The sequence below is a fragment of the Nonomuraea sp. JJY05 genome (genome assembly GCF_043496855.1).
GTDB lineage: Bacteria > Actinomycetota > Actinomycetes > Streptosporangiales > Streptosporangiaceae > Nonomuraea.
The window spans coordinates 186,662-206,076 of the sequence record NZ_JBIEIS010000011.1 but is presented as its reverse complement, the minus strand read 5'-3'; the positions used below and the strand labels follow the sequence as shown (position 1 = coordinate 206,076).

Sequence of the window (19,415 nt, the reverse complement as noted above, 5' to 3'; positions counted from 1 at the left end):
GGCAGGGCGCGGCCGGTCATCGCGTCTCGAATGGGGAACGTCCGGGTACGGGCTGGGTATGGGCCGTATCCTGGTCGGCACCGCTTCGTGGACCGACAAGACGCTGCTGGAGTCGGGGTGGTATCCCGGCGACGTCACCTCCGCGCAGGAGCGGCTGGCCTACTATGCCCATCGGTTCCCCGTGGTCGAGGTGGATTCGTCCTACTACGCGCCACCCCCACAGAGCACGGTCTCCCTCTGGCGCGACCGCACGCCGGCGGGATTCGTCTTCGACATCAAGGCGTTCTCGCTGCTGACCCAGCATCCGGCCAAGCCGACGGCGCTCCCCAAAGACCTCCGGGACCGCCTTGGCGACACCAAGAAGAACCTCTACCTCCGCGACCTGGACCCACGTGCCGTCGAACAGCTGTGGGACAGGTTCCTGACGGCCTTGGCGCCGCTGCACGACTCGGGCAGGCTGGGAGCCATCCTTTTCCAGTTTCCGCGGTGGTTCCCGATCGGCAAGCGCAACAAGCAGTACATCCTGGAGTGCAAGGCACGCTGCGCCCCGTTGCGGATCTCCGTCGAATTTCGCAACCACACCTGGATGAGCGAGGCGAACCAGGCTGAGACGCTGGATTTCCTCACCTCCTACGGGCTCGCGTACGTGAGTGTGGACATGCCTCAGGGGTACCCCGACTCCATCCCGCCCGTGCTCGCCGCCACGGCGGATCTGGCCGTGGTGCGCTTCCACGGCCATTCGGAGAAATGGACCAGCCACGACGTCCACGAGCGGTTCGGCTATCTCTACAGCGAGGAAGAACTGCGGGAATGGGCGCCCCGGCTAGGGCGACTGGCCGATGACGCCGACACGACACACATTCTCATGAACAACTGCTACCGCGACAACGCACAGGTCAACGCCAGGCAGCTGGCTCGCCTGATCCCGCACGAAACGGTCCGCCCGCCGCCGGGTTGACGATCTTTCCTGTAATACCTACTGTTATGATAGGTATTAGCGCTCCGCCGAAGGAGGCGGACCCCGGTCCGGGCGGGAGGGGCGGTGCGGCGCGTGATCACGGGAGAGCGGGGCGGGGCCGGGGTGAGCGCTGTCGCGGTGATCGGGGCCGGACCCACGGGGACGTCCATCGTGGAGCGGATCTGCGCCAACGCCCCCGAGCTGCTCGGGGACCACGTGCTGGACGTGCACGTGGTGGACCCCCACCCGCACGGCGCGGGCCGCGTCTGGCGCGCGGGCCAGCCCGATCTGCTGTGGGCCAACTCGGCGGCCGCCGACATCACGGCCTCCATCGACCGGTAGGTGCGCTGCGAGGGCCCGCTCCGTCCCGGGCCGTCGCTGGCCGAGTGGCTCGGGAGCGAGCCGGGGCACTTCGCGCCGCGCCCGGTCCTCAGCCGCTATCTCTCCTTCGCCTTCGGGCAGGTGGTGCGGACCGCACCGCACAACGTACGGGTGCGCCTGCACCGGGCCACGGCGGTCGGGCTGACCGACGTGCGCGGCGGCCAGCGGGTGGAGCTGTCCGGCGGGGGAGCGCTGGAGGTGGACGCGGTGGTGCTCGCGCAGGGCCACCAGGGCGCGCTGCCCTCGCCGCCGGAGGCGCAGGAGCTCGACTTCGCCGCCCGGCACGGCCTGGCCTACCTGCCCACCGGGTACGCCGCCGACCTCGACCCGGGCGCGATCCCGGCGGGGGAGCCGGTGCTCGTACGGGGCGCCGGGCTGGCGTTCGTCGACCTGATGGCGCTGCTCACGGCGGGACGCGGCGGGCGCTTCACCGAACACGGTGGCGAGCTGCGCTACGTGCCCGGCGGGTCGGAGCCGCGGCTGTACGTGGGGTCGCGCAGGGGAGTGCCGCACCACGCCAAGGCCGGCTACCGGCTCGCCGCACCGCCGCCCGGCCTGCCCAGGTTCGTCACCCCGGGCACGCCCGCTGGGGAGCTGCGGCGGGCGGTGGCCAAGGAGCTGGCGTACGCGTACTACTTCGAGCTGTTCAACGGGCACCCGGCACGCACGCGGACGGGCTGGGACGCGTTCGAGCCGGCCTTCGCGCAGGCCGAGTGGGGCGGGAAGGAGCTGCGCGCGCTCATCACCAGATCCGTGCCCCGCTTCGCCGACCGGCTGCACCTGGACCGGCTGGAACGGCCGCTGCGCGGCATGCGCTTCGGCGACCTGGCCGGGCTGGGGCGCTGGATGGCCGGCTACCTGACGGCCGACCTGGAGCGGCGGGCCGACCCGGCGCACAGCGCGGACCTGGCCCTGATCCACGGCCTGAACGCGCTGCGCGCGGTGGTGCCGGCGGATCCCTGGTTCCAGGGCCTGTACAACCACCTCGCCAGCGGCCCGCCCGCGCCCCGGCTGGCCGAGCTGCGGGCGCTGGCGCGGGCCGGCGTGGTCACGTTCCTGGGCGAGGGCATCCGGATCGGGCGGGACGAGCGGGCGGGGGTCTGGCGGGCGGTCAGCACGAGCGTGCCCGGCGCGGTGGAGGCGCGGGCGCTGGTGGAGGCCCGGCTGCCGGAGCCGACCGTGGCCCGCAGCACCGACCCGCTGCTCGGCGCGCTCTTCGCCCGGGGCGAGTGCCGAGAGGCGGCCGGCCTCCTCGACGTCCGCCTCCCGGACCGCCGCCTCGTCGCCCGCACCGGCGCCGTCCACCCCCGCTGCTTCGCCCTCGGCCCGTGGACGGCGGGCGGCCCCGGCATCGACGGCTTCGCCCGCCCAGGCGCCGATGCCCCGCTGCTGCGCCAGACGGATGCCCTGGCCCGCACCCTGCTGAGCGTCACGGCCGCCGCCCGCCTCCGCCCGGCCGCGTAGGGGAGCAGCTACGGCCGTCCCTGAGCCGTGGCCGTGGCTGTGGCCGCGGCCGCGGCTGCGGCTGCGGCTGCGGCTGTGGCGGTGCGGACGAAGGCGGCGACGGCCGGTGAGCGGGAGTGGTGCGGCCAGGCCACGGTGAGGGTGAGCGGCGGCAGGTCGCTGACCGTGCGGTACGCGATGCCGGGCCGGGGGTGGCGCGGCGCGACCGAGGCCGGCGGAAACCAGACGATGCTGCCCACCTCGACCAGGTTGAAGATCTCTGCCAGGTCCAGGCGTCTCGGCCGGATCCCGGCCGTCGCCGGACAGGCTTCCCGGCCGTCGGCGGGCGTCCCGTCGGGGAGGATCCTGCCGGCCAGGTCGGCCAGGTGCAGGCACGAGCGGGCGGCCAGCGGATCGGAGGCCGCCAGCGCGACCAGCCGGGGCTCGGTCAGCAGCGGTTCGACGTCCAGGCCACGTACGTCAAGGGGTTCGTCAACAGCGGCGGGCACCAGGGCGACGTCCGCGCGGCCGTCGAGCAACGCCGCCAGCTGCTCCCCCTTCCCGCCCAGCACGAGCTCCACCGGGAGGGCGGCCGCCTCGCGCTGGTACGCGGCGAGGATCTGCGGCAGCAGCCCGCCGTCGTAGTCGGCCTTGAGCGCCAGGCGCAGCCCGGGGTCGGAGCGGCCGGCGTGCCGGGCCCGCCGCGCGGCCGCCGTCACCGCGTCGAGCGCGATCCGGGCGTCGCGCAGCAGGGTCTCGCCGGCGCGGGTGAGCGCGACATGGCGCGTGGTGCGCACCAGCAGCGGCACGCCCAGCTGCCGCTCCAGGGCCCGGATCGCGCGCGACAGCGGCGGCTGCGCCATGCCGAGCCGCTCGGCCGCGCGCCCGAAGTGCAGCTCCTCGGCGACGGCCACGAAGTAGCGGAGCTGCCGGACCTCCAGGTCATTCATACCTCGACAGTATCAATGGTGATCGGATCGGTCCTTCAGGTCTGCCGCGGCGCCGGGTTGACTGGGCTCCCGTCCTTCCCGTCAATACTTCCCTCCAGGGGGCTTTCATGATCGTCGTCACCACGCCCACCGGCAAGATCGGCCGCCAGGTCCTCGACCGCCTCATGGCGGCCGGCGCACCCACCAGGGTGATCGCGCGCGACCCCGCCCGGCTGCCCGCCGCGGTGCGCGCGTACGCCGAGGTCGTCGAGGGCTCGCACCGCGACCTCGACGTGGTCACCAAGGCGTTCGCCGGCGCCCGCACCGTCTTCTGGCTGGTGCCGTCGGACCGTCGCTCCGCGAGCGTCGATGCCGCCTACGCCGGCTTCAGCCGCCCCGCGTGCGAGGCCATCGTGGCCCAGGGGGTCGAGCGGGTGGTCGGGGTCTCGGCCCTGGGCCGCGGGACGGCGGTGGCAGGGAGCGCCGGGTACGTGACGGCCTCCCTCGCCATGGACGACCTGATCGCCGGCACGGGCGTGAGCTACCGGGCGCTGGCGATGCCGTCGTTCATGGACAACCTGCTGCGCCAGATCGAGCTGATCAGGAACCGGTCCATGTTCACCTCGCCCATCTCCGGCGACCACAAGGCTCCGAGCTGCGCCACCCGCGACATCGCCGCGGTCGCCGCCGGGCTGCTGCTCGACGACACCTGGAGCGGCGTCGAGGAGGTCCCGGTGCTCGGCCCCGAGGACCTTTCCTTCGAGGACATGGCGCAGATCATGTCCGAGGTGCTGGGCCGCCCGATCCGCTTCGAGCAGCTGTCGGGCGAGGCGTTCAAGGCCGGGCTGGTGGAGTCGGGGATGTCCGAAGCCATGGCCCAGGGGATGCTCGACATGGCGCGGGCCAAGGACGCCGGCCTCGACAACGGCGTCGTCCGCACGCCTCGGGCGAGCACCCCCACCACCTTCCGCCAGTGGTGCGAGGAGGTGCTCAAGCCTGCCGTCCTCGCCTGACGGGGCGCTCACACGCTGCGCAGGACCGAGACCACGATGCCCAGCACCACGGCGCCGTCGCCGTCGATGACGTCGTAGGCGGGGTTGCGCGGTTCGAGGAAGACGTGCCCGCCCCGGCGGCGGAACACCTTGACCGTGGCCTCGCCGTCGATCATCGCGGCGACGATCTGGCCCGCGTGGGCCTCGGGCTGCTGCCGGACCACGACGATGTCGCCGTCGCAGATCGCGGCGTCGATCATCGAGTCGCCCCGCACGCGCAGGGCGAACACGGTGCCGCGCCCGGTGAGGTCGCGGGGCAGGGTCAGCGTGTCGTCCACATGCTCGTCGGCCAGGATGGGGGTGCCCGCGGCGATGTCGCCGACCACGGGCACGCTCACCACGTCGCCGGCGGGCTCCGGCGACGAGGCCCGCAGGAACAGGCGCACGTCGATCGGCTTGGTCATCGTCGCGCCCCGGCGCAGGAACCCCTTCTCCTCCAGGCTCTTCAAGTGCTTGGACACCGAGGAGGACGAGCGCAGCCCGACCGCCTGGCCGATCTCGCGAGTGCCCGGGGGATATCCGTACCTGACCACCCAGTCCCGGATCATGGCCAGGATCCGCTGCTGGCGCGGCGGCAGAGCCGAGAAGTCCAGGTATTCGAACGCGTCAGGATCGTCGTAGGTGGTCATCTGCGAAATGCTAGAGGCAGGCCCGGCCTCGGCACACCCGGCCGGTCGCATGGGGCACGATCTTGCCCTGGATCTGTCCCCGTTCGGCCCGTTCGTGCGCACCTGGCCCAGCGCTTCTCGATGAGCCGGGTGACCGGGTGGCTGACGAGATCGAGCGCTGGGCGGACGAGACGGGCGCGGTGTCCACCGCCTGCCGCCCGGGCACCGGGAGCCGCGTACCGCTCGCTCAACGGGTGACGTGGCCGACGCGGAAGAAGCCGTCCGGGTCGTAGGCCCGCTTGACCTCGCGCAGCCGCCGGAAGTCGCCGGTCGTGAACGCCGCCGCCGTCCTCGCGGGGTCGGCCAGGAAGTTGAGGAACGTCCCGCCGCCGGCGTGGGGGCGCAGCTCCTCCGCCAGCCCCGGCACGACGGTGTCCACGATGACCGACAGCTTGGTGCCGCGGTGGCCGACCGGGCCGGCGTCCTGACCCGGGCGGGCCATGGCGCCGCCCCAGTGGCGGATCTCGATGGTCTGCGCGTGCTGCGCGGCCCGCACCAGCGTGCCGATCACCTCGTCGGGCACCGTCTCGAACATGTCCATGTGCCGGTTGGGCGTGCCGCCCATGGAGGTGGCCGCGTACGTGCTGGGGCGCGTCTCGTCCAGCAGCGCCCCGCCTGTCGCGCTGCCGGCCGCCCGCCACAGCGGCGCGAGCAGCCGCCTGGCCTCCTCGGCCGCGCCGGCGTGCACCACCTTGATCATGACGACGTGCCTGCCGCGCACCGGCTCCGGCGCGTCCTCGGGCATCCGCCTGAGCACCACCGCCGTGCTGATCTCGTCGGGGGCGTCCTCGATCCAGCTCCGGTACGCGGTCAGCGTCTCGGCCGCCGCCTCGATCGGGAAGTAGGCGAACCCCGAGAACACCCGCTCGACCGGGTGGAGGCGGAACTCCAGCGAGGTGACGACGCCGAACCCGCCACCGCCGCCGCGCAGCGCCCAGAACAGCTCGGGGTGGCTGTCCGCGCTCGCCACGACGTGCCGGCCGTCGGCCAGCAGCACCTCGGCGCGCACCACGCTGTCGGCCGCGAACCCGTGCTTGCGCGCCAGCCACCCGAGCCCGCCGCCGAGCGTGTAGCCGGTGACGCCGACCGACGGCGACGACCCCGACAGCGGCGCCAGCCCGAACGGCGCGGCGGCCGCGACCACCTCGCCCCAGCGCGCCCCCGGCCCCACCCGGGCGATCCGCCGGTCCGGGTCCACCAGGACCGAGGCCATCGGGGAGGTCCTGACCAGGACGCCGCCGTCGCACGCCTCGTGCGTGCCGTGCCCGGTCGCCTGCACCGCGAACGGCACCCCGTGCTGCCGCGCCGCCAGCAGCGCGCCGCGCAGGTCTGCCACGCCGTACGCCTCGGCCACCAGCGCCGGGCGGGCGTCCACGCGCGGGTTGAGCGAGCGGCGCAGCTCCTCGTACCCGGCCTCGCCCGGCAGGTGGACGGTCCCGGCGAACCCGGGGAGCGTGATCTCGTCCTGGATGGTGTACGGCTGGCTCATCTCTCGGCCCTTCTCTCCTGCGATCTGAGATCACTGTGCGGGAGGGCGCTTACGGCTTCGTTCCCGTGGACTTACCGCGGCCCTTAAGTCCCGAGGATCCTCGCAAGCGGGGGCGACAGAATCCGCCCGCCGTCTCCGTCTCGGGTACGCCGCGGGACGTACGATCCGGCGGGCCGCCGCCACCCGTACTACACCGCCGGTCGTACGGCCGGGCTGATCCGGGGACCCACCAGGGGCGGGCCCGTGACGACGTCGTCAGGTGACGGGCACGATCTCGGCGCCGGTCAGGACGCCGTCCTCGATGGTGAGCAGGCCCAGCGTGCCGTGCGGCTGGCGGCGGCGGTCGGTGGGGGAGCCGGGGTTGAAGATGCGCAGGTCGTCGCCCGACTCGTCCAGCGGGATGTGCGAGTGGCCGAAGACGACCAGGTCCGCCTGGGGAAAGCGGCGCCGCAGGCGGGCCGGCCGCCCCTTGGCCGGGCCGCTGTCGTGGATCATGCCGATCCGCAGCCCGTCCAGGGTCAGCTCCAGCGTCTCCGGCGCCACCACGTCCGGGCCGTCGTTGTTGCCCTTCACGACGTGGACGGGGGCGTACGCGGCCAGTTCGTCCAGCACGGAGGCCACGCACACGTCACCCGCGTGCAGGATGACGTCCGCGCCGCGCAGGTGCTCGGCGACGCGGGGCGGGCAGGAACGCCAGCGCCTGGGCGCGTGCGTGTCCGACAGCACGACGACTCTCACGACCGCCCCCTGCCCACTGCTCGCCCGATCGACCCGCTCAGCGCTCCTTCGCCATCGTCGTCAGGACAAGCGGGAGGCTCGGCTCTCCAGGTACCGCTGCTCGGGCAGGCTGGTGGCGCGCCGGGCCGCCTCGCGGTAGGCCTCCACCGCCGCCGCCACGTCGCCCGCCATCTCCAGCAGGTGCGCGCGTACCGCGGCCGGCCGGTGGTGCCCGGCCATGCGCTCGTCGGCGGCCAGGCGGTCGAGCAGGTCGAGCCCGGCCCGCGGCCCGCGCACCATGGCCACGGCCACCGCGTGGTTCAGCTTGACCACCGGGTTGTCGTCGAGGCCGGACAGCACCCCGTACAGCGCCAGGATCTGCGGCCAGTCCGTCTCCTCGGCGCTGGGCGCCTCGTCGTGCACGGCGGCGATGGCCGCCTGCAGCTGGTAGGGGCCGAGCGCGCTGGTGGACAGGGCGGTGCTGACCAGCTTGACGCCCTCCTCGATGAGCCCGTGGTCCCACAGGCTCCGGTCCTGCTCGGCGAGCGGGACCAGCTCGCCGCCGGGGCCGGTGCGCGCGGGCCGGCGCGCCTCGGTGAGCAGCATGAGCGCCAGCAGCCCCGCGACCTCCCCGTCGCCGGGCAGCAGCCGGCGCACGGCCCTGGCGAGCCTGATCGCCTCACCGGTCAGCTCGGCCCGGAGCAGTTGCGGCCCCGAGGTGGCGGTGTAGCCCTCGTTGAAGATCAGGTAGAGCACGTGCAGCACCACGCGCAGCCGCTCCTCCCGCTCGCCCTCGGGCGGGAGCCGGAACGGCACGCCGGTCGCCTTGACGCGCTGCTTGGCCCGGCTGATGCGCTGCGCCATCGTCGCCTCCGGCACCAGGAACGCGCTGGCGATCTGCGCCGTCGTCAGCCCGCCCACGGCCCGCAGCGTGAGCGCCAGCTGCGAGGCCTGCGACAGCGACGGGTGGCAGCACAGGAACAGCAGCGTCAGCGTGTCGTCGTGATCGCCGGGCCGCTCCTCGCCGGGCGCCGCGGCCGTGAACTCGTCGGCCGGAACGCTGACCGCGACGCTCTCCTCCCTGCTCCGGCGCGCGTGCTCGCTGCGGACCTGGTCGATGAGCCGGCGCGCGGCGACCGTGATCAGCCAGGCCCGCGGGTTGCCGGGCAGCCCCTGCTCGGGCCACTGCACGGCCGCGTCGAGCAGGGCCTCCTGCACGGCGTCCTCGGCCAGGTCGAACTGTTCGTACCGCCGTACGATCACGCCCAGCACCTGCGGCGCCAGCTCCCGCAGCAGCCCCTCGACCTCGCTCACACCCGCCCCCCGACGCCCGGCCCGCTCATCTCCCGCCGCCCCGCACACCCGTCTTCCCGCCGGTCAGGCCAACTCGTCGATGACCGGCCACACCTCCATCGCGCACAGCCGCGCGTCCGGCCAGCGGGCGGCGATCTCCGTGGCCCGCTCGGCATCGGCGCAGTCGACGATCAGGTAGCCGGCCAGGTGCTCCTTGGCCTCCAGGAAGGGCCCGTCGGTGATCGCGGGCGCCCCGTCGCGCACCTTCACGGTCCTGGCGGCGGCCGGGCCGTCGAGCGCCATCCCGCCGGCCAGCTCGCCGCTCTCGCGCAGCTCCTTCATCAGCGCGTCGACCTCCGCCATCACCTCGTCGACGCCACCGGCGATCGCCTCCTGGGCGGCGGGGTTGGTGTAGATCATCAGCATGTACTTCATGGGTCCCTCGCCATTCGCGCGATCGGTCGGCCGAACAGCATGGACGCCCCGGCTCAAGGCCACAGGACGCCGGTGACGGCCGTTCTGTGCGAGGTTAGAAGCCTAGCGCGCCGCCGGCGGGGCGCACGCAGATGGGGAGACGATGCGAATTCCCGGCCACGCGGGCAGCGACGAGGACGAGCAGGGAAGGATCCACGAACGGTGGGTGAGGGACCGCAACCGGCGGACCGAGGATCCCGGCTATCGGGAGTCCTGGTATGCCGAGCAGTGCGGAGGCTGCCGGTTCTGGTTCCCGCTGGCCGGGGAGCTGGGCCTCGACTACGGTGTCTGCGCGAGTGCGGCCTCCCCGTTCGACGGTCGTGTCCGGTTCGAGCACGACGGGTGTGAGGGGTTCGTGGAGTCGGGCGAATGGGCGACGCCGGACGACTTTTGACGCCCTCGGATCGAGAAGCTCTAAGATCGACGCGTGCAGGAACCGGACATTCACGCCATAGCCGCCCGACTGGCCGAGGTGCGCGGCGTGGTGGCCGTCGTCCTGGGTGGCAGCCGGGCGCGCGGCACGCACCGGCCGGACTCCGACATCGACCTCGGCCTCTACTACCGGGGCCCGCTCGACGTGGCCGGCCTGCGCGCGCTGGCGCGGGAGGTGACGGGCGAGCCGACCGAGGTGACCGAGCCGGGCGGCTGGGGGCCGTGGGTGGACGGCGGCGGCTGGCTCACCGTGGACGGCCGGCGGGTCGACTGGATCTACCGCGACCTCGACCGCGTCCACCGCGTCTGGGACGACTGCCGCCAGGGACGCTACGAGATCGGCTTCCAGGTCGGGCACCCCCTCGGCTTCTACTCCCACGCCTACGCCGGCGAGGTCGCCCTGTGCCGGGTCCTCGCCGACCCCGCCGGCGAGCTCGCCGCCCTGCGGCGGGACGTCGCGGACGAATATCCGCCCGCGCTGCGCCAGGCCCTGATCAGGGGGCTGTGGGAGGCGGACTTCGCCCTGACGATCGGCGGCTACGGCGCCAAGGGCCAGGACCCGGCGTACGCGGCCGGCGCGCTCTTCCGCGCCGTCGGCGTCGCCTGCCACGCCCTGCACGCCGCCGACGGCGCCTGGCTGATCAACGAGAAGGGCATGGTCGCCTCGGCCGCCCGGCTCCCCTCCGCCCCGCCCGGCTTCGGCGAGCGGGCCCAGGCGCTGCTGGCGGAGGTGGGGCGCACCCCGGAGGAGATCGCCCGTACGATCAACGCCGCGGCGGGCCTCCTTGCGGACGTACGAGCCGCTTGCGGCTGACGCGATGATCGCTGGGATAACCTGACCCGGTGCGCATAGGTGTGAATGTCCCCAATTTCGGCCCCGGCACCAACCCCGACGTGCTGCGCAGCTGGGCGCGGACGGTCGAGGGGCTCGGATACGACCTGCTCATGGTCTCCGACCATGTGGCGATCACCTCCGACGTCGCCAAGCAGTATCCCGCTCCGTTCTACGAACCGTTCACGACGCTGGCCTGGCTCGCCGGCTCCACCACCGGGATCGGGCTCGGCACCACGGTGCTCATCGTGCCGTACCGCCACCCGCTGCTCATGGCCCGGATGGCGGCCAACCTCAACGATCTCAGCGGCGGGCGGCTGGTGCTGGGCGTGGGGATCGGGTGGGCGCGGCAGGAGTTCGAGGCGCTGGGGGCGGCGTACGAGCGGCGCGGCAAGGTGACCGACGAGTACCTCGCCGCCGTCCGCGCCGCCTGGGCCGACGAGGGCGACTACCGCTCCGGCGGCGTGCCGATCTGGGTCGGCGGCGGCAGCGAGGCGGGGCTGCGCAGGGCGGTGCGCTACGGCGACGGCTGGCACCCGCTCAGGAGCACCCTTCCCTGGCTGCGCGAGAACTGGTCGCGCCTGAAGGAGATCGCCGCCGAGGAGGGCCGGCCGGTGCCCGCCCTGACGCCCAGGATCCTGCTGCGGATCACCGACGCGCCGCCGGCGGAGCGGCGCGCCGGCGAGGGCACGATCGAGCAGGTCATGGCCGACCTGGAGGAGCTGCGGCTGCTCGGCGCGGAGACGGTCGTCCTCGACCCGTTCCACGGGGACCCGGACGAGACGCTGCGCCCCGAGGCGGCCTGGGAGATGCTCGCCGCGGTGGCCGCCCGCCGCCGGTGAAGGAGCCGCCTCAGGGCAGCCGCGCCGCCAGCTCCTCCAGGTCGCCGACGAACCAGATGTGCCCGCCCTCGTTCGACTCGTACACCCAGTCGCGCAGCGCCGAGCTGGCGGCGGTGAAGCGGGAGATGTCCCCCACGACGGCCAGGCCGACGCGGTAGTTGACGAACTTCTGCGCGATCTCGCCCGCCACGCCCGTGCGCAGCGCGAAGAAGTCCTCGTGCAGCCGCTCGGCGGGGACGGCCACCCAGGTGGCGCCCCTGCCGAAAGCCTCGCCGAGGAGGTCGAGCGCGTCGCGGGTCTCGCGCAGCGGCTCGCCGTGCGGGTCGCAGACGTATACGCGGTCGTCAAGCATGTGCGGTCTCCAGGAAGTCCATGATCTCTCGGGTGTGGGCGGGGAGCAGGTGGCCGGTGCCGGGCAGGAGCCGTACGTCGGCGTTGGGCGCGGCACGCAGCAGGCGGCGGCGGGTGCCGTACGAGTCGAGCATCCGGTCGCGGCCTCCGGCGATCATCAGCAGCGGCATCGTGAGGCGGCCCAGGGCCGCGTCGGGGAAGATCGGCAGCTTGCCGCGGCGCGGCCGGAAACTGCGGTGGATCAGCAGCGCGAACTCGGCGAAGTCGTCGTCAGGAGGCGGGGGACCGGCGGCGGGGCCGAGGACGAGGCGCATCGCCCGGCGGCGGCCCCGTTCCCCGCCGAAGACCAGCAGCGGCAGCGCCCCCAGCAGCGGCAGCCACCGCTGCCGGCCGACGCCGCTCGGGCACATCAGCGCGAGCCGCTCGACCCGGCCGGGCCACCGGGTGGCGAAGTCGAGCGCCATCCAGCCGCCCAGCGACACCGCGGCGATCGAGACCCGCTCGACGCCCAGCCCGGCCAGCACCTCCGCCAGCCAGCCGGCGTAGAGGCCGGGCTCCAGCGGCGGGCGTGACGGCGCGCTCAGCCCCGGCTCGCCGATGAGGTCGACCGCGTGGACCCGGAACCGCCGTGCCCACGTGGCGACGTCCGCCAGCCACATGGCGCTGTTGGTGCCCGACCCGTGCAGGAGCAGCAGCGGCGGCGCGCCGGCGGGGCCGCACACCACCACGAACGTCTCCCCGTGTCCGGTCGGCACCCGCACGTGCTCGTACGGCACCGGCCAGCGCTCGAGCAGCTCCCGGTAGCGCCGCTCGACGGCCCGCGCGCCCTCCGGCGAGGTGTGGATCCCGCCCATGGGCCTCACTCCCGCACCAGCGCGTCGATGATCCTCAGGACCTGGGCGCTCTCCTCCAGCCCGCCCAGCACGATGACCTTCAGGTGCTCGCGCTCCTCGTCGTAGACGAACTCCACGCGCAGGCCATGGGGCCGGCTCGCCAGCGCCGCCATGACCATCGTGCTGACCCGGTCCATGTCGCCCCTGGCGATGCCGTCGATCTGCACGATGCTCGACACCTCCGCGCGGCGGGGCGCGCCGAGCGGCGTGCCGGTGAAGGCCGCCAGGTCCTCCTTGGCGATCCGGTACTGCTTGCCGATCCGCACGGCCGGCAGCCGCCCGTCGCGCACGTAGTTGCGCACGGTCTTGACGTGCAACCCCAGCAGGGTCGCCACCTGTTCCACGGTGTAATGCTCCATATCGCTCCCTATGATGGCACAGAATAGGGAAGAATAGGGAAGGTAGAAAACCGATGAAAGTGGGCGTAAAGCGATCTTCTATCCGGCCCACTAGTCTCACCGTTCATGACCCGCCTCAGCCCGGCTCTCGGGCCGCTCACCCTCCGCCAGCGCTGGCGGAGGGCCCGCCTCCAGGCCTACTCCTGGTCCCTGACCGGCGCGTACCGGCTGGGCGCGATGCACCCCGCCATCTGGCGGCTCGTCGCCCGGAGCTACCACCCCGCCTTCGACTGGCTGGCGGCCCGGCACGCCAGACTGGCCTGCCAGTTCGCCGCCGTGGACGTACCCGCCTACCGGCACTTCCTGCGGGCGAACGGCGCCGAGCACGCCAGGAGGCTGGCGGACTTCCCCGAGACCAGCAAGCAGAACTACGCCGCCGTCTATGACGAGGAGAGCCGCTGCCAGGAGGGCAGGCTGCACCGGCCCGGCGTGATCGTGGACGAGTCATCGGGGTCCAGCGGCAAGCCGTACAACTGGGTACGCGGGCCGCGCGAGCTCAAGGGCATCTACCGCAACGCGGCCGGCTACATCGAGCTGGTCTTCCCCGGCGAGCGGCTGTTCGTGATCAACGCGTACTCGATGGGCGCCTGGGCCACCGGCACCACCACCGGCACGGCCATGGCGCGCGTGGCGATGGTCAAGAACACCGGCCCCGACCTGGAGAAGATCGCCGACACGCTGGAGCACTTCGGGCCCGGCTACGACTACGTGGTGGCGGCGTACCCGCCGTTCCTCAAGCACCTGCGCGACCGCCTGGACGAGAGCGGCTTCCCGTGGCGGGACTACCGCATCCGCGGCATGGTCGGCGGCGAGGGCATGACCGAGGCGCTGCGCGACTACCTGGAGGAGCGCTTCGAGGAGGTCCGCTCCGGCTACGGCGCCAGCGACCTGACGATCGGGATGGGCGCGGAGAGCGGGTTCAGCGTGTGGCTGCGCAAGCGCCTGGCCGGCGACCAGCGGCTGCGCGAGCTGTTACTCGGGCCGGGGGAACAGCGGCTGCCGATGATCTTCCACTACAACCCGCTGGAGACGTTCCTGGAGGTCAACGGCCAGGGCGAGCTGCTGTGCACCATCAACACCAAGAGCTGCCTGCAGCCCAAGCTCCGCTACAACGTCGGCGACGAGGCCAGGTTGCACACCCTCGCCGACGTCAGGCGGGCGCTCGGCGCCGACGAGTACGAGCGCGCCTGGACCGACGAGCGGATGAACCTGCCGCTGCTGTTCCTGTTCGGGCGCAAGGACTCGACGATCTCCTACATGGGGGCCAACCTGTATCCGCAGGACGTCGAGTACGGCCTCTACCAGGGCAACCCGTACGCGGCCGCGATCAACCGGTTCTGCCTGTCGCTGGAGGAGCTGCCGGGCCTGGAGTACCGCCCGGTGATCAACATCGAGCTGCGCGGCCCAGGCGCTGCCGACCGGGACGAGCTCGCCGAGATCTGCCGCAAGGGCGTGGTCGCCCACCTCGGCGCCGTCTCGCGCGACTTCGCCGAGTCGCTCAAGGAGGACCCGACGGCCGCCGACCTGCGCGTCAAGGTCTTCGACCCGGGCGAGGGGCCGTTCGCCGGCTTCACGAAGATGAAGAACGTCTACCTGGTGAAGGACGCATGAGGACCACGGACTTCAGCAAGGCGCCGCCGCAGGGGCGGGCGACGGCGATGTTCGTCGGCGCGACCCGCTACCGGGGCCCGCTGTCGATATTCACGCTCACCCTGACGTGGTTCCGCATGGTGCGGGACATGAAGCGGATGCGCGGCTACTGCTGGCACAAGGTCTACTGGGAGTTCCCGTTCACGCTGGGCACGCTCGCGTTCTTCGAGGACCGCGACGCGCTGCTGCGCTTCGCCCGCAGCCGGCACCACCGCAAGCTCATGCAGTGGGTGACGGACGGCACCAGGAACGCCACCGGCGGCTACATCCGGCTCTACAACGCCGAGCCGGAGGGCTACAGCAACGGGATCTGGCGCGCGGAGGGCGGGCCGATGGCGCACATCGAGACGTTCACCCCGCTGTCCACGGAGCTGTCCGCGGGTGACGGCGAGGGTCCCCGGGTGAGGCGCGGGTGACGCTGCATCCCGTCGAGAGCCGCCGCGACCTGCGCGACTTCCTCTCCCTGACCGACCGCGTCTACGCGGGCGAGCCGCGCTTCATCCCGCCGCTGCACGCGCAGGTACGCACGTGGCACCGGCAAGGGGTAAAGCTGTTCCTGCTCAGGCGGCGCGGGCGGGTGGTCGCGCGGACCACGCTGCACACCGACGCCGCGCTGGACGCCAAGCTGGGCCGGGCCACGCAGCTGTTCGGGCTCACCGAGTTCGCGGAGGAGGCGGCGGAGGAGCTGTTCGACGGCATCCTCGCGGCCGGGCGCGCCGCCGGGAAGGATGCGGTGTTCGGGCCGGTGTCGCTGCTGCCCAACCAGTCGGGCGGCGTCATCACCTCCGGCTTCGACGAGCGCGGCTTCATCGACAGCGCCTGGAACCACCCGTACTACCCCATCGCGTACGAGACGCACGGCTTCGCCCGCCGCTTCGAGTCCGACACCTGGATCTGTCCGGTGCCGGACGAGCCGGTGTTCGCGTTCGACGACGGGCGGATCGCGGCCGAGGGGCTGCGCGTGCACCGGGGCGACCGGCGGCGCGTGGCGGAGCAGCTGCCGATCCTGCGGGAGATGCTGAACGCCAGCTTCGCGCAGCTCGGCTACTACACGGAGATCTCGGCGGAGCAGCTCGCGGCGCAGACGGACGGGCTGGCGTACCTGCTGGACGAGTCGTTGCTGCTGTACCTGACGAAGGGGGAGCGGCCGGTCGCGTTCGTGCTGTGCTTGCCCGACATTTCGCGATTTATCGCGAAAATCCGGGGCAATCTCCACCTCCTGCACCAGCTCCGCCTGCTGGCCACCCGCTCCCGCTACCGCAGCGAGGCCGTGCTCATCATCAAGGGCACGGTCCCCGGGGAGCAGGGCCACGGCTACATGCGGCTGCTGTCCCGGGAGCTGCACGAGGGGCTGCGCCGGGGCGGCTACCGGGCGCTGCGCAGCACGTACGTCGAGCGGACGAACCCCGGCTCCGCCGCCCAGTACACCGCGATGGGCGGCCGCCCCCTGCACGGCTACACCTTCTACGAGAAGGGCCTGACGGCGTGAAAGACCGGCTGCGGCCGCTGGAGCCGGACTTCTGGCGCGCCCCCAGCGCCCACAACACCCAGCCCTGGACCCTCACCTACACGGCCGACGGGGCCGAGATCGGCTGGGACCCGTCCCGCGCCCTGCCCATCAGCGACCCCACGGGCCGCGACCTGCGCCTGAGCCTGGGCGCGTTCGTGGAGTGCTGCCTGATCGTCTGCGCCGACGCCGGCCTGTCGGTCGGCTTCCGTCCCGATCCGGGGCCGCGGCGGGTGGGCGTCCTGTACGCCGCCGCGCAGCCGTACCGGACGCCCTTCACGACGGCGGACGTGCGGGCGCGCGGGGCCAACCGCGGCGAGTACCACCCGGGACGCCTGCCGGACTCCCTGGTCGCCGAGCTCGCCGGGATGCGGCGGCTGGCCTGCGGCGACCTCGCGGACCTGCTGCACGCGGCCGACCTGCGCCAGTTCGGCGACCGGGAGGTGACGCGGGAGCTGCGCGCCTGGCTGCGGCTCACCCGCCGCCACCGCCGCTACCTGCTCGACGGCCTCACCGACCGGGCCCTGTCCCTCAGCAGGGCGGAGGCCATCGGCCTGCGCGCCTCGCTCGCCCTCTACCCGGCCCTGCGCCCGCTGGGCCTCCCGAGGGTGCTGGCCGGGGCCTCGCGTGACCTGCTGGACTACGACGGGGACGTCCTGGTGCTGGTGGGGGCGGTCGAGGACGAGCTGGAGCTGGGACGCGTGCTGATGCGGCACTGGCTCACCCTGTCCGCCCACGGCTATGCCACACATCCGCTGAGCCAGATCATCGACTGCGAGCCGACCAGGCGGACCCTCGCGGACCGGCTGGGCGTCGCAGACCCGCGGACCCTCCTCCACCTGGCCCGGGTCGGCCGCCCCACCTCCTCCGCCACCCCTTCGTCCCGCCTGCGAACCTGACCCCTCCCACCCGTGGGCGGGGCTCACCGGTAGGCGGTCAGGCCGTCCGCCAGCTCCTCCGCGTCGCCGTCCCGATGCGCGTCGAGCGCCTGTTGCAGGGCGAACGTGCCGCGGATGGCGGCGATGCGGGCCACCGTCCCGTCGTCGGCCCAGCCGCCCAGCGTGAGCACCCGGTCCAGGAACGCGTCGCCGTGGCCGGCCGCGATGGCGGCGAGGTCCTCGGCGGGGTCGCCGATGGCGGCCTCGTCCCAGTCGATCACGCCGCTGAGCCGGGGCCGCCCGCCGTCGATCTCCCACAGGACGTTCTCGGCGCCGAGGTCGCCGTGCGCGACCGCCGTGGCGACGTGGGGGAGGTCCGCGGCCGCGGCGAGCTCCCGCTCGGCCCGACGGCGTCCCCCATCCGACATGAGCCCGAACAACTCGGCGCGGACATCCGCCTCGAACCGCCGCCACCGGTCCTCCGGCCTCCACGGCAGCCCCGTCCGCGCCCGCTCGTCGGCCCCCGCCCGCGCCAGCTCGGCGAGCAGCTCGGCGTACTGCTCCCCCACCGCCGCGGCCACCGCCGGATCGTCGAGCACGCCGTCCTCCAGCGGCGCACCCGGAACCCGGCTCAGCACCAGGTACGGCGCCTCACCCGCGCCCTCGAACGGCGGCCGGGGTATCTCGCCCGCGCCGTCGACCAGCGGCCGGGGAGTTTCGCTCGCGTTCTTGAACGGCGGCCGGGGTATCTCGTCCGGGCCCTCGAACAGCGGTCGGGGAGCCTCGCCCGGGCCCTCGAACAGCGGCCGGGGAATGCGGAAGCCGAGACCGAGCCCGGCGAGCACGCGCAGCATGGCCGCACGCTGGGGCAGCCGGGCGGCCGCCGCCTCGGTGCGGGGCAGGCAGAAGACCCGGTCCGAGCCGATCACGACCCGGTGGAACTGCCCCTCGCGGACGGCGAGAGGCCCTGATTCGGCGTCCTGTGCCAGCCAGCTCAGTGGATCATCCATCGTCCCAGCATGGCGGCAACGTCCCCGCAACGCCGAACCGGCCGGGGCGGGCACGGCGGCGATGCCGGACGGCGACGTGCCGGCGAGGGAGGCTGAACGCGCTCGTCCCGTTGCCTGTGTGGTGGGCACCGGGACGAGCGCGTGATGCGGGGTTTGATCAGTCGTCGTGATGGAAGCCGTGCCGGGGCCAGCTGCCGACCCAGTTGCCGTTGCCGCTGGTGGGCCAGTTGCGGTGCTTCCAGTGGGGGTCCCACGACCAGTTCCAGCCGCCGCCGCCCTTGCAGGCCTTGGTGTCGCGAGTGCCGGCGTACACGCCGTGGTCGGTGACGTGGTGATAGGTAATGTCGTCGTCCACCCCGAGGCCGCAGTGCTTCGAGTTGTGGTGCTTCCAGTCCGAGTCGGCCGTGGCGGGCGCGGCGCCGCCGTACAGCGCGGTCGCGGTGAGCAGGGCACCGCCGACGGCGATGAGGCTTTTCCTCATGATCTCCCCCTGTAATCACGAAGTGACATCGGAGATCACTATACGTAGCGATCTTGGGGGATGGGCGCAGCGCCACACCGCGTTTTCGATCAACGAGCCGCCGTCGATCAGCTTATGATCTACATTGTAAAGGCGCTGGACTCAGGAGGATCGCACGGCCGCCAGGTAGGCGTGGATCGCGTCGCGGTTGCGGGAGAGGCAGTCGATGCGCTGCTGGATGCGGTTAGCCTCGGCCTCCAGGAGGTCGGCCAGTTCCGGGGTGAGGCACTGCGGATGCAGGTGGATCTCGTCGGGCTTGTTCAGGAACGGCAGGATGCGACGGATGATCTCCGTGGTGAGGCCGGAGTCGAGCAGGCCGCGGATCTGCTGTACCCGGTAGACGGCCGACTCCGGATAATGGCGGTAGCCGTTGTCGGCGCGCTCGGGGCTGAGGAGATCCTGCTCCTCGTAGTAGCGCAGCATGCGGGTCGGCACGCCCGTCAGTCGCGACAGTTCGCCGATTCTCACGGTGGCTCCTCCCGGCTTGCCTTCACATTGATGTGAACGTTTCAGCATAGTCGACATGTCTGGTGCGACGATCACCGACGCCGTCCGCGTCGGGAGAATGCCCTGGTCGGGACTGCTGGCGCTGTTCTCGGCGGCGTTCACGGCGGTGATGACGGAGCTGCTTCCGGCGGGGCTGCTGCCGCAGCTCGGCGCGGCGCTGGGGGTGCCGGAGGGGCGGGCCGGGTTCCTGG

The 19,415-nt window shown here is 72.9% G+C and carries 21 protein-coding genes and 1 pseudogene; 10 read left to right on the top strand and 12 right to left on the bottom strand.

The window, feature by feature from the left end:
- The first annotated feature begins 58 nt into the window (after positions 1-58).
- Together ACFKCF_RS19595 and ACFKCF_RS19590 are read left to right on the top strand one after the other, a co-directional pair.
- A complete protein-coding gene (locus tag ACFKCF_RS19595) occupies positions 59-958 on the top strand; it encodes a DUF72 domain-containing protein (RefSeq protein ID WP_394495424.1) in 900 nt (299 codons plus the stop codon).
- An 84-nt stretch (positions 959-1,042) separates the two neighbouring features.
- A pseudogene (locus ACFKCF_RS19590) lies at positions 1,043-2,803 on the top strand (FAD/NAD(P)-binding protein).
- 8 nt (positions 2,804-2,811) lie between these two features.
- Here ACFKCF_RS19590 and ACFKCF_RS19585 read toward each other — a convergent pair.
- Complete coding sequence (locus tag ACFKCF_RS19585; RefSeq protein ID WP_394495422.1) at positions 2,812-3,732, bottom strand: LysR family transcriptional regulator; 921 nt, start codon at positions 3,730-3,732, stop codon at positions 2,812-2,814.
- A gap of 107 nt (positions 3,733-3,839) precedes the next feature.
- On the opposite strand from ACFKCF_RS19585, the gene ACFKCF_RS19580 reads away from it, so the two are divergent.
- Positions 3,840-4,724, top strand: a complete 885-nt coding sequence (locus tag ACFKCF_RS19580; protein ID WP_394495420.1) for an NAD(P)H-binding protein — start codon at positions 3,840-3,842, stop codon at positions 4,722-4,724.
- An 8-nt stretch (positions 4,725-4,732) separates the two neighbouring features.
- On the opposite strand, the gene lexA is transcribed toward ACFKCF_RS19580, so the two are convergent.
- The 5 genes from lexA to ACFKCF_RS19555 form a co-directional block, all read right to left on the bottom strand.
- Entirely contained in the window at positions 4,733-5,392 is a 660-nt protein-coding gene (gene lexA, locus ACFKCF_RS19575) for a transcriptional repressor LexA (RefSeq protein WP_394495418.1), read from the bottom strand.
- 226 nt (positions 5,393-5,618) lie between these two features.
- Positions 5,619-6,920: an FAD-binding oxidoreductase gene (locus ACFKCF_RS19570; RefSeq protein WP_394495417.1), complete on the bottom strand. Its 1,302-nt coding sequence runs from the start codon at positions 6,918-6,920 to the stop codon at positions 5,619-5,621.
- 255 nt (positions 6,921-7,175) lie between these two features.
- Complete coding sequence (locus ACFKCF_RS19565; RefSeq protein ID WP_394495415.1) at positions 7,176-7,658, bottom strand: metallophosphoesterase family protein; 483 nt, start codon at positions 7,656-7,658, stop codon at positions 7,176-7,178.
- 60 nt (positions 7,659-7,718) lie between these two features.
- Positions 7,719-8,951 (bottom strand): RNA polymerase sigma factor, encoded by a 1,233-nt coding sequence (locus ACFKCF_RS19560; RefSeq protein WP_394495413.1) that lies wholly within the window; start codon positions 8,949-8,951, stop codon positions 7,719-7,721.
- Positions 8,952-9,014: 63 nt separating this feature from the next.
- A complete protein-coding gene (locus tag ACFKCF_RS19555) occupies positions 9,015-9,365 on the bottom strand; it encodes a YciI family protein (RefSeq protein ID WP_394495411.1) in 351 nt (116 codons plus the stop codon).
- Between the two features lie 142 nt (positions 9,366-9,507).
- Here ACFKCF_RS19555 and ACFKCF_RS19550 point away from each other — a divergent pair, with 142 nt between their 5' ends.
- Genes ACFKCF_RS19550 through ACFKCF_RS19540 form a run of 3 tightly spaced genes read left to right on the top strand, consistent with a single transcriptional unit; the run spans position 9,508 to position 11,510 of the window.
- Positions 9,508-9,798 carry a DUF3027 domain-containing protein gene (locus ACFKCF_RS19550; protein WP_394495409.1) on the top strand — a complete coding sequence of 97 codons (291 nt, stop codon included), beginning with the start codon at positions 9,508-9,510 and terminating at the stop codon, positions 9,796-9,798.
- 33 nt (positions 9,799-9,831) lie between these two features.
- Positions 9,832-10,650 carry a nucleotidyltransferase domain-containing protein gene (locus ACFKCF_RS19545; protein ID WP_394495407.1) on the top strand — a complete coding sequence of 273 codons (819 nt, stop codon included), beginning with the start codon at positions 9,832-9,834 and terminating at the stop codon, positions 10,648-10,650.
- A gap of 29 nt (positions 10,651-10,679) precedes the next feature.
- Positions 10,680-11,510 (top strand): LLM class flavin-dependent oxidoreductase, encoded by an 831-nt coding sequence (locus ACFKCF_RS19540; RefSeq protein WP_394495406.1) that lies wholly within the window; start codon positions 10,680-10,682, stop codon positions 11,508-11,510.
- 10 nt (positions 11,511-11,520) lie between these two features.
- Here the strand turns inward: ACFKCF_RS19540 and ACFKCF_RS19535 are convergent, their stop codons facing one another.
- The 3 genes from ACFKCF_RS19535 to ACFKCF_RS19525 are packed head-to-tail and all read right to left on the bottom strand — an operon-like array spanning position 11,521 to position 13,113.
- The gene (locus ACFKCF_RS19535; RefSeq protein ID WP_394495404.1) at positions 11,521-11,862 is read right to left on the bottom strand and encodes a DUF4180 domain-containing protein; all 342 of its coding nucleotides are present in this window, start codon (positions 11,860-11,862) and stop codon (positions 11,521-11,523) included.
- Positions 11,855-12,715, bottom strand: a complete 861-nt coding sequence (locus ACFKCF_RS19530) for an alpha/beta fold hydrolase (protein ID WP_394495403.1) — start codon at positions 12,713-12,715, stop codon at positions 11,855-11,857. Before ACFKCF_RS19530 ends, ACFKCF_RS19535 begins: the two co-directional genes overlap by 8 nt.
- A gap of 5 nt (positions 12,716-12,720) precedes the next feature.
- Positions 12,721-13,113, bottom strand: a complete 393-nt coding sequence (locus ACFKCF_RS19525; protein WP_394495401.1) for a helix-turn-helix domain-containing protein — start codon at positions 13,111-13,113, stop codon at positions 12,721-12,723.
- A 105-nt stretch (positions 13,114-13,218) separates the two neighbouring features.
- Here ACFKCF_RS19525 and ACFKCF_RS19520 point away from each other — a divergent pair, with 105 nt between their 5' ends.
- The 4 genes from ACFKCF_RS19520 to ACFKCF_RS19505 are packed head-to-tail and all read left to right on the top strand — an operon-like array spanning position 13,219 to position 17,208.
- Positions 13,219-14,763, top strand: coding sequence for a phenylacetate--CoA ligase family protein (locus tag ACFKCF_RS19520; protein WP_394495399.1), 1,545 nt, complete (start codon positions 13,219-13,221; stop codon positions 14,761-14,763).
- Positions 14,760-15,218 carry a DUF4188 domain-containing protein gene (locus ACFKCF_RS19515; RefSeq protein WP_394495397.1) on the top strand — a complete coding sequence of 153 codons (459 nt, stop codon included), beginning with the start codon at positions 14,760-14,762 and terminating at the stop codon, positions 15,216-15,218. Before ACFKCF_RS19520 ends, ACFKCF_RS19515 begins: the two co-directional genes overlap by 4 nt.
- Positions 15,215-16,291, top strand: coding sequence for a hypothetical protein (locus ACFKCF_RS19510; protein ID WP_394495395.1), 1,077 nt, complete (start codon positions 15,215-15,217; stop codon positions 16,289-16,291). The genes ACFKCF_RS19515 and ACFKCF_RS19510 overlap by 4 nt, the downstream gene beginning before the upstream one ends.
- Positions 16,288-17,208, top strand: coding sequence for a hypothetical protein (locus ACFKCF_RS19505; RefSeq protein ID WP_394495394.1), 921 nt, complete (start codon positions 16,288-16,290; stop codon positions 17,206-17,208). Before ACFKCF_RS19510 ends, ACFKCF_RS19505 begins: the two co-directional genes overlap by 4 nt.
- Positions 17,209-17,231: 23 nt before the next feature.
- Here the strand turns inward: ACFKCF_RS19505 and ACFKCF_RS19500 are convergent, their stop codons facing one another.
- The 3 genes from ACFKCF_RS19500 to ACFKCF_RS19490 all read right to left on the bottom strand — a co-directional run bounded on the left by ACFKCF_RS19500 (position 17,232) and on the right by ACFKCF_RS19490 (position 19,326).
- Positions 17,232-18,197: a phosphotransferase family protein gene (locus tag ACFKCF_RS19500; RefSeq protein WP_394495392.1), complete on the bottom strand. Its 966-nt coding sequence runs from the start codon at positions 18,195-18,197 to the stop codon at positions 17,232-17,234.
- A 157-nt stretch (positions 18,198-18,354) separates the two neighbouring features.
- Positions 18,355-18,678 carry a hypothetical protein gene (locus ACFKCF_RS19495; RefSeq protein WP_394495390.1) on the bottom strand — a complete coding sequence of 108 codons (324 nt, stop codon included), beginning with the start codon at positions 18,676-18,678 and terminating at the stop codon, positions 18,355-18,357.
- A 141-nt stretch (positions 18,679-18,819) separates the two neighbouring features.
- Complete coding sequence (locus ACFKCF_RS19490) at positions 18,820-19,326, bottom strand: MerR family transcriptional regulator (RefSeq protein ID WP_394495388.1); 507 nt, start codon at positions 19,324-19,326, stop codon at positions 18,820-18,822.
- Positions 19,327-19,415: the final 89 nt, after the last annotated feature.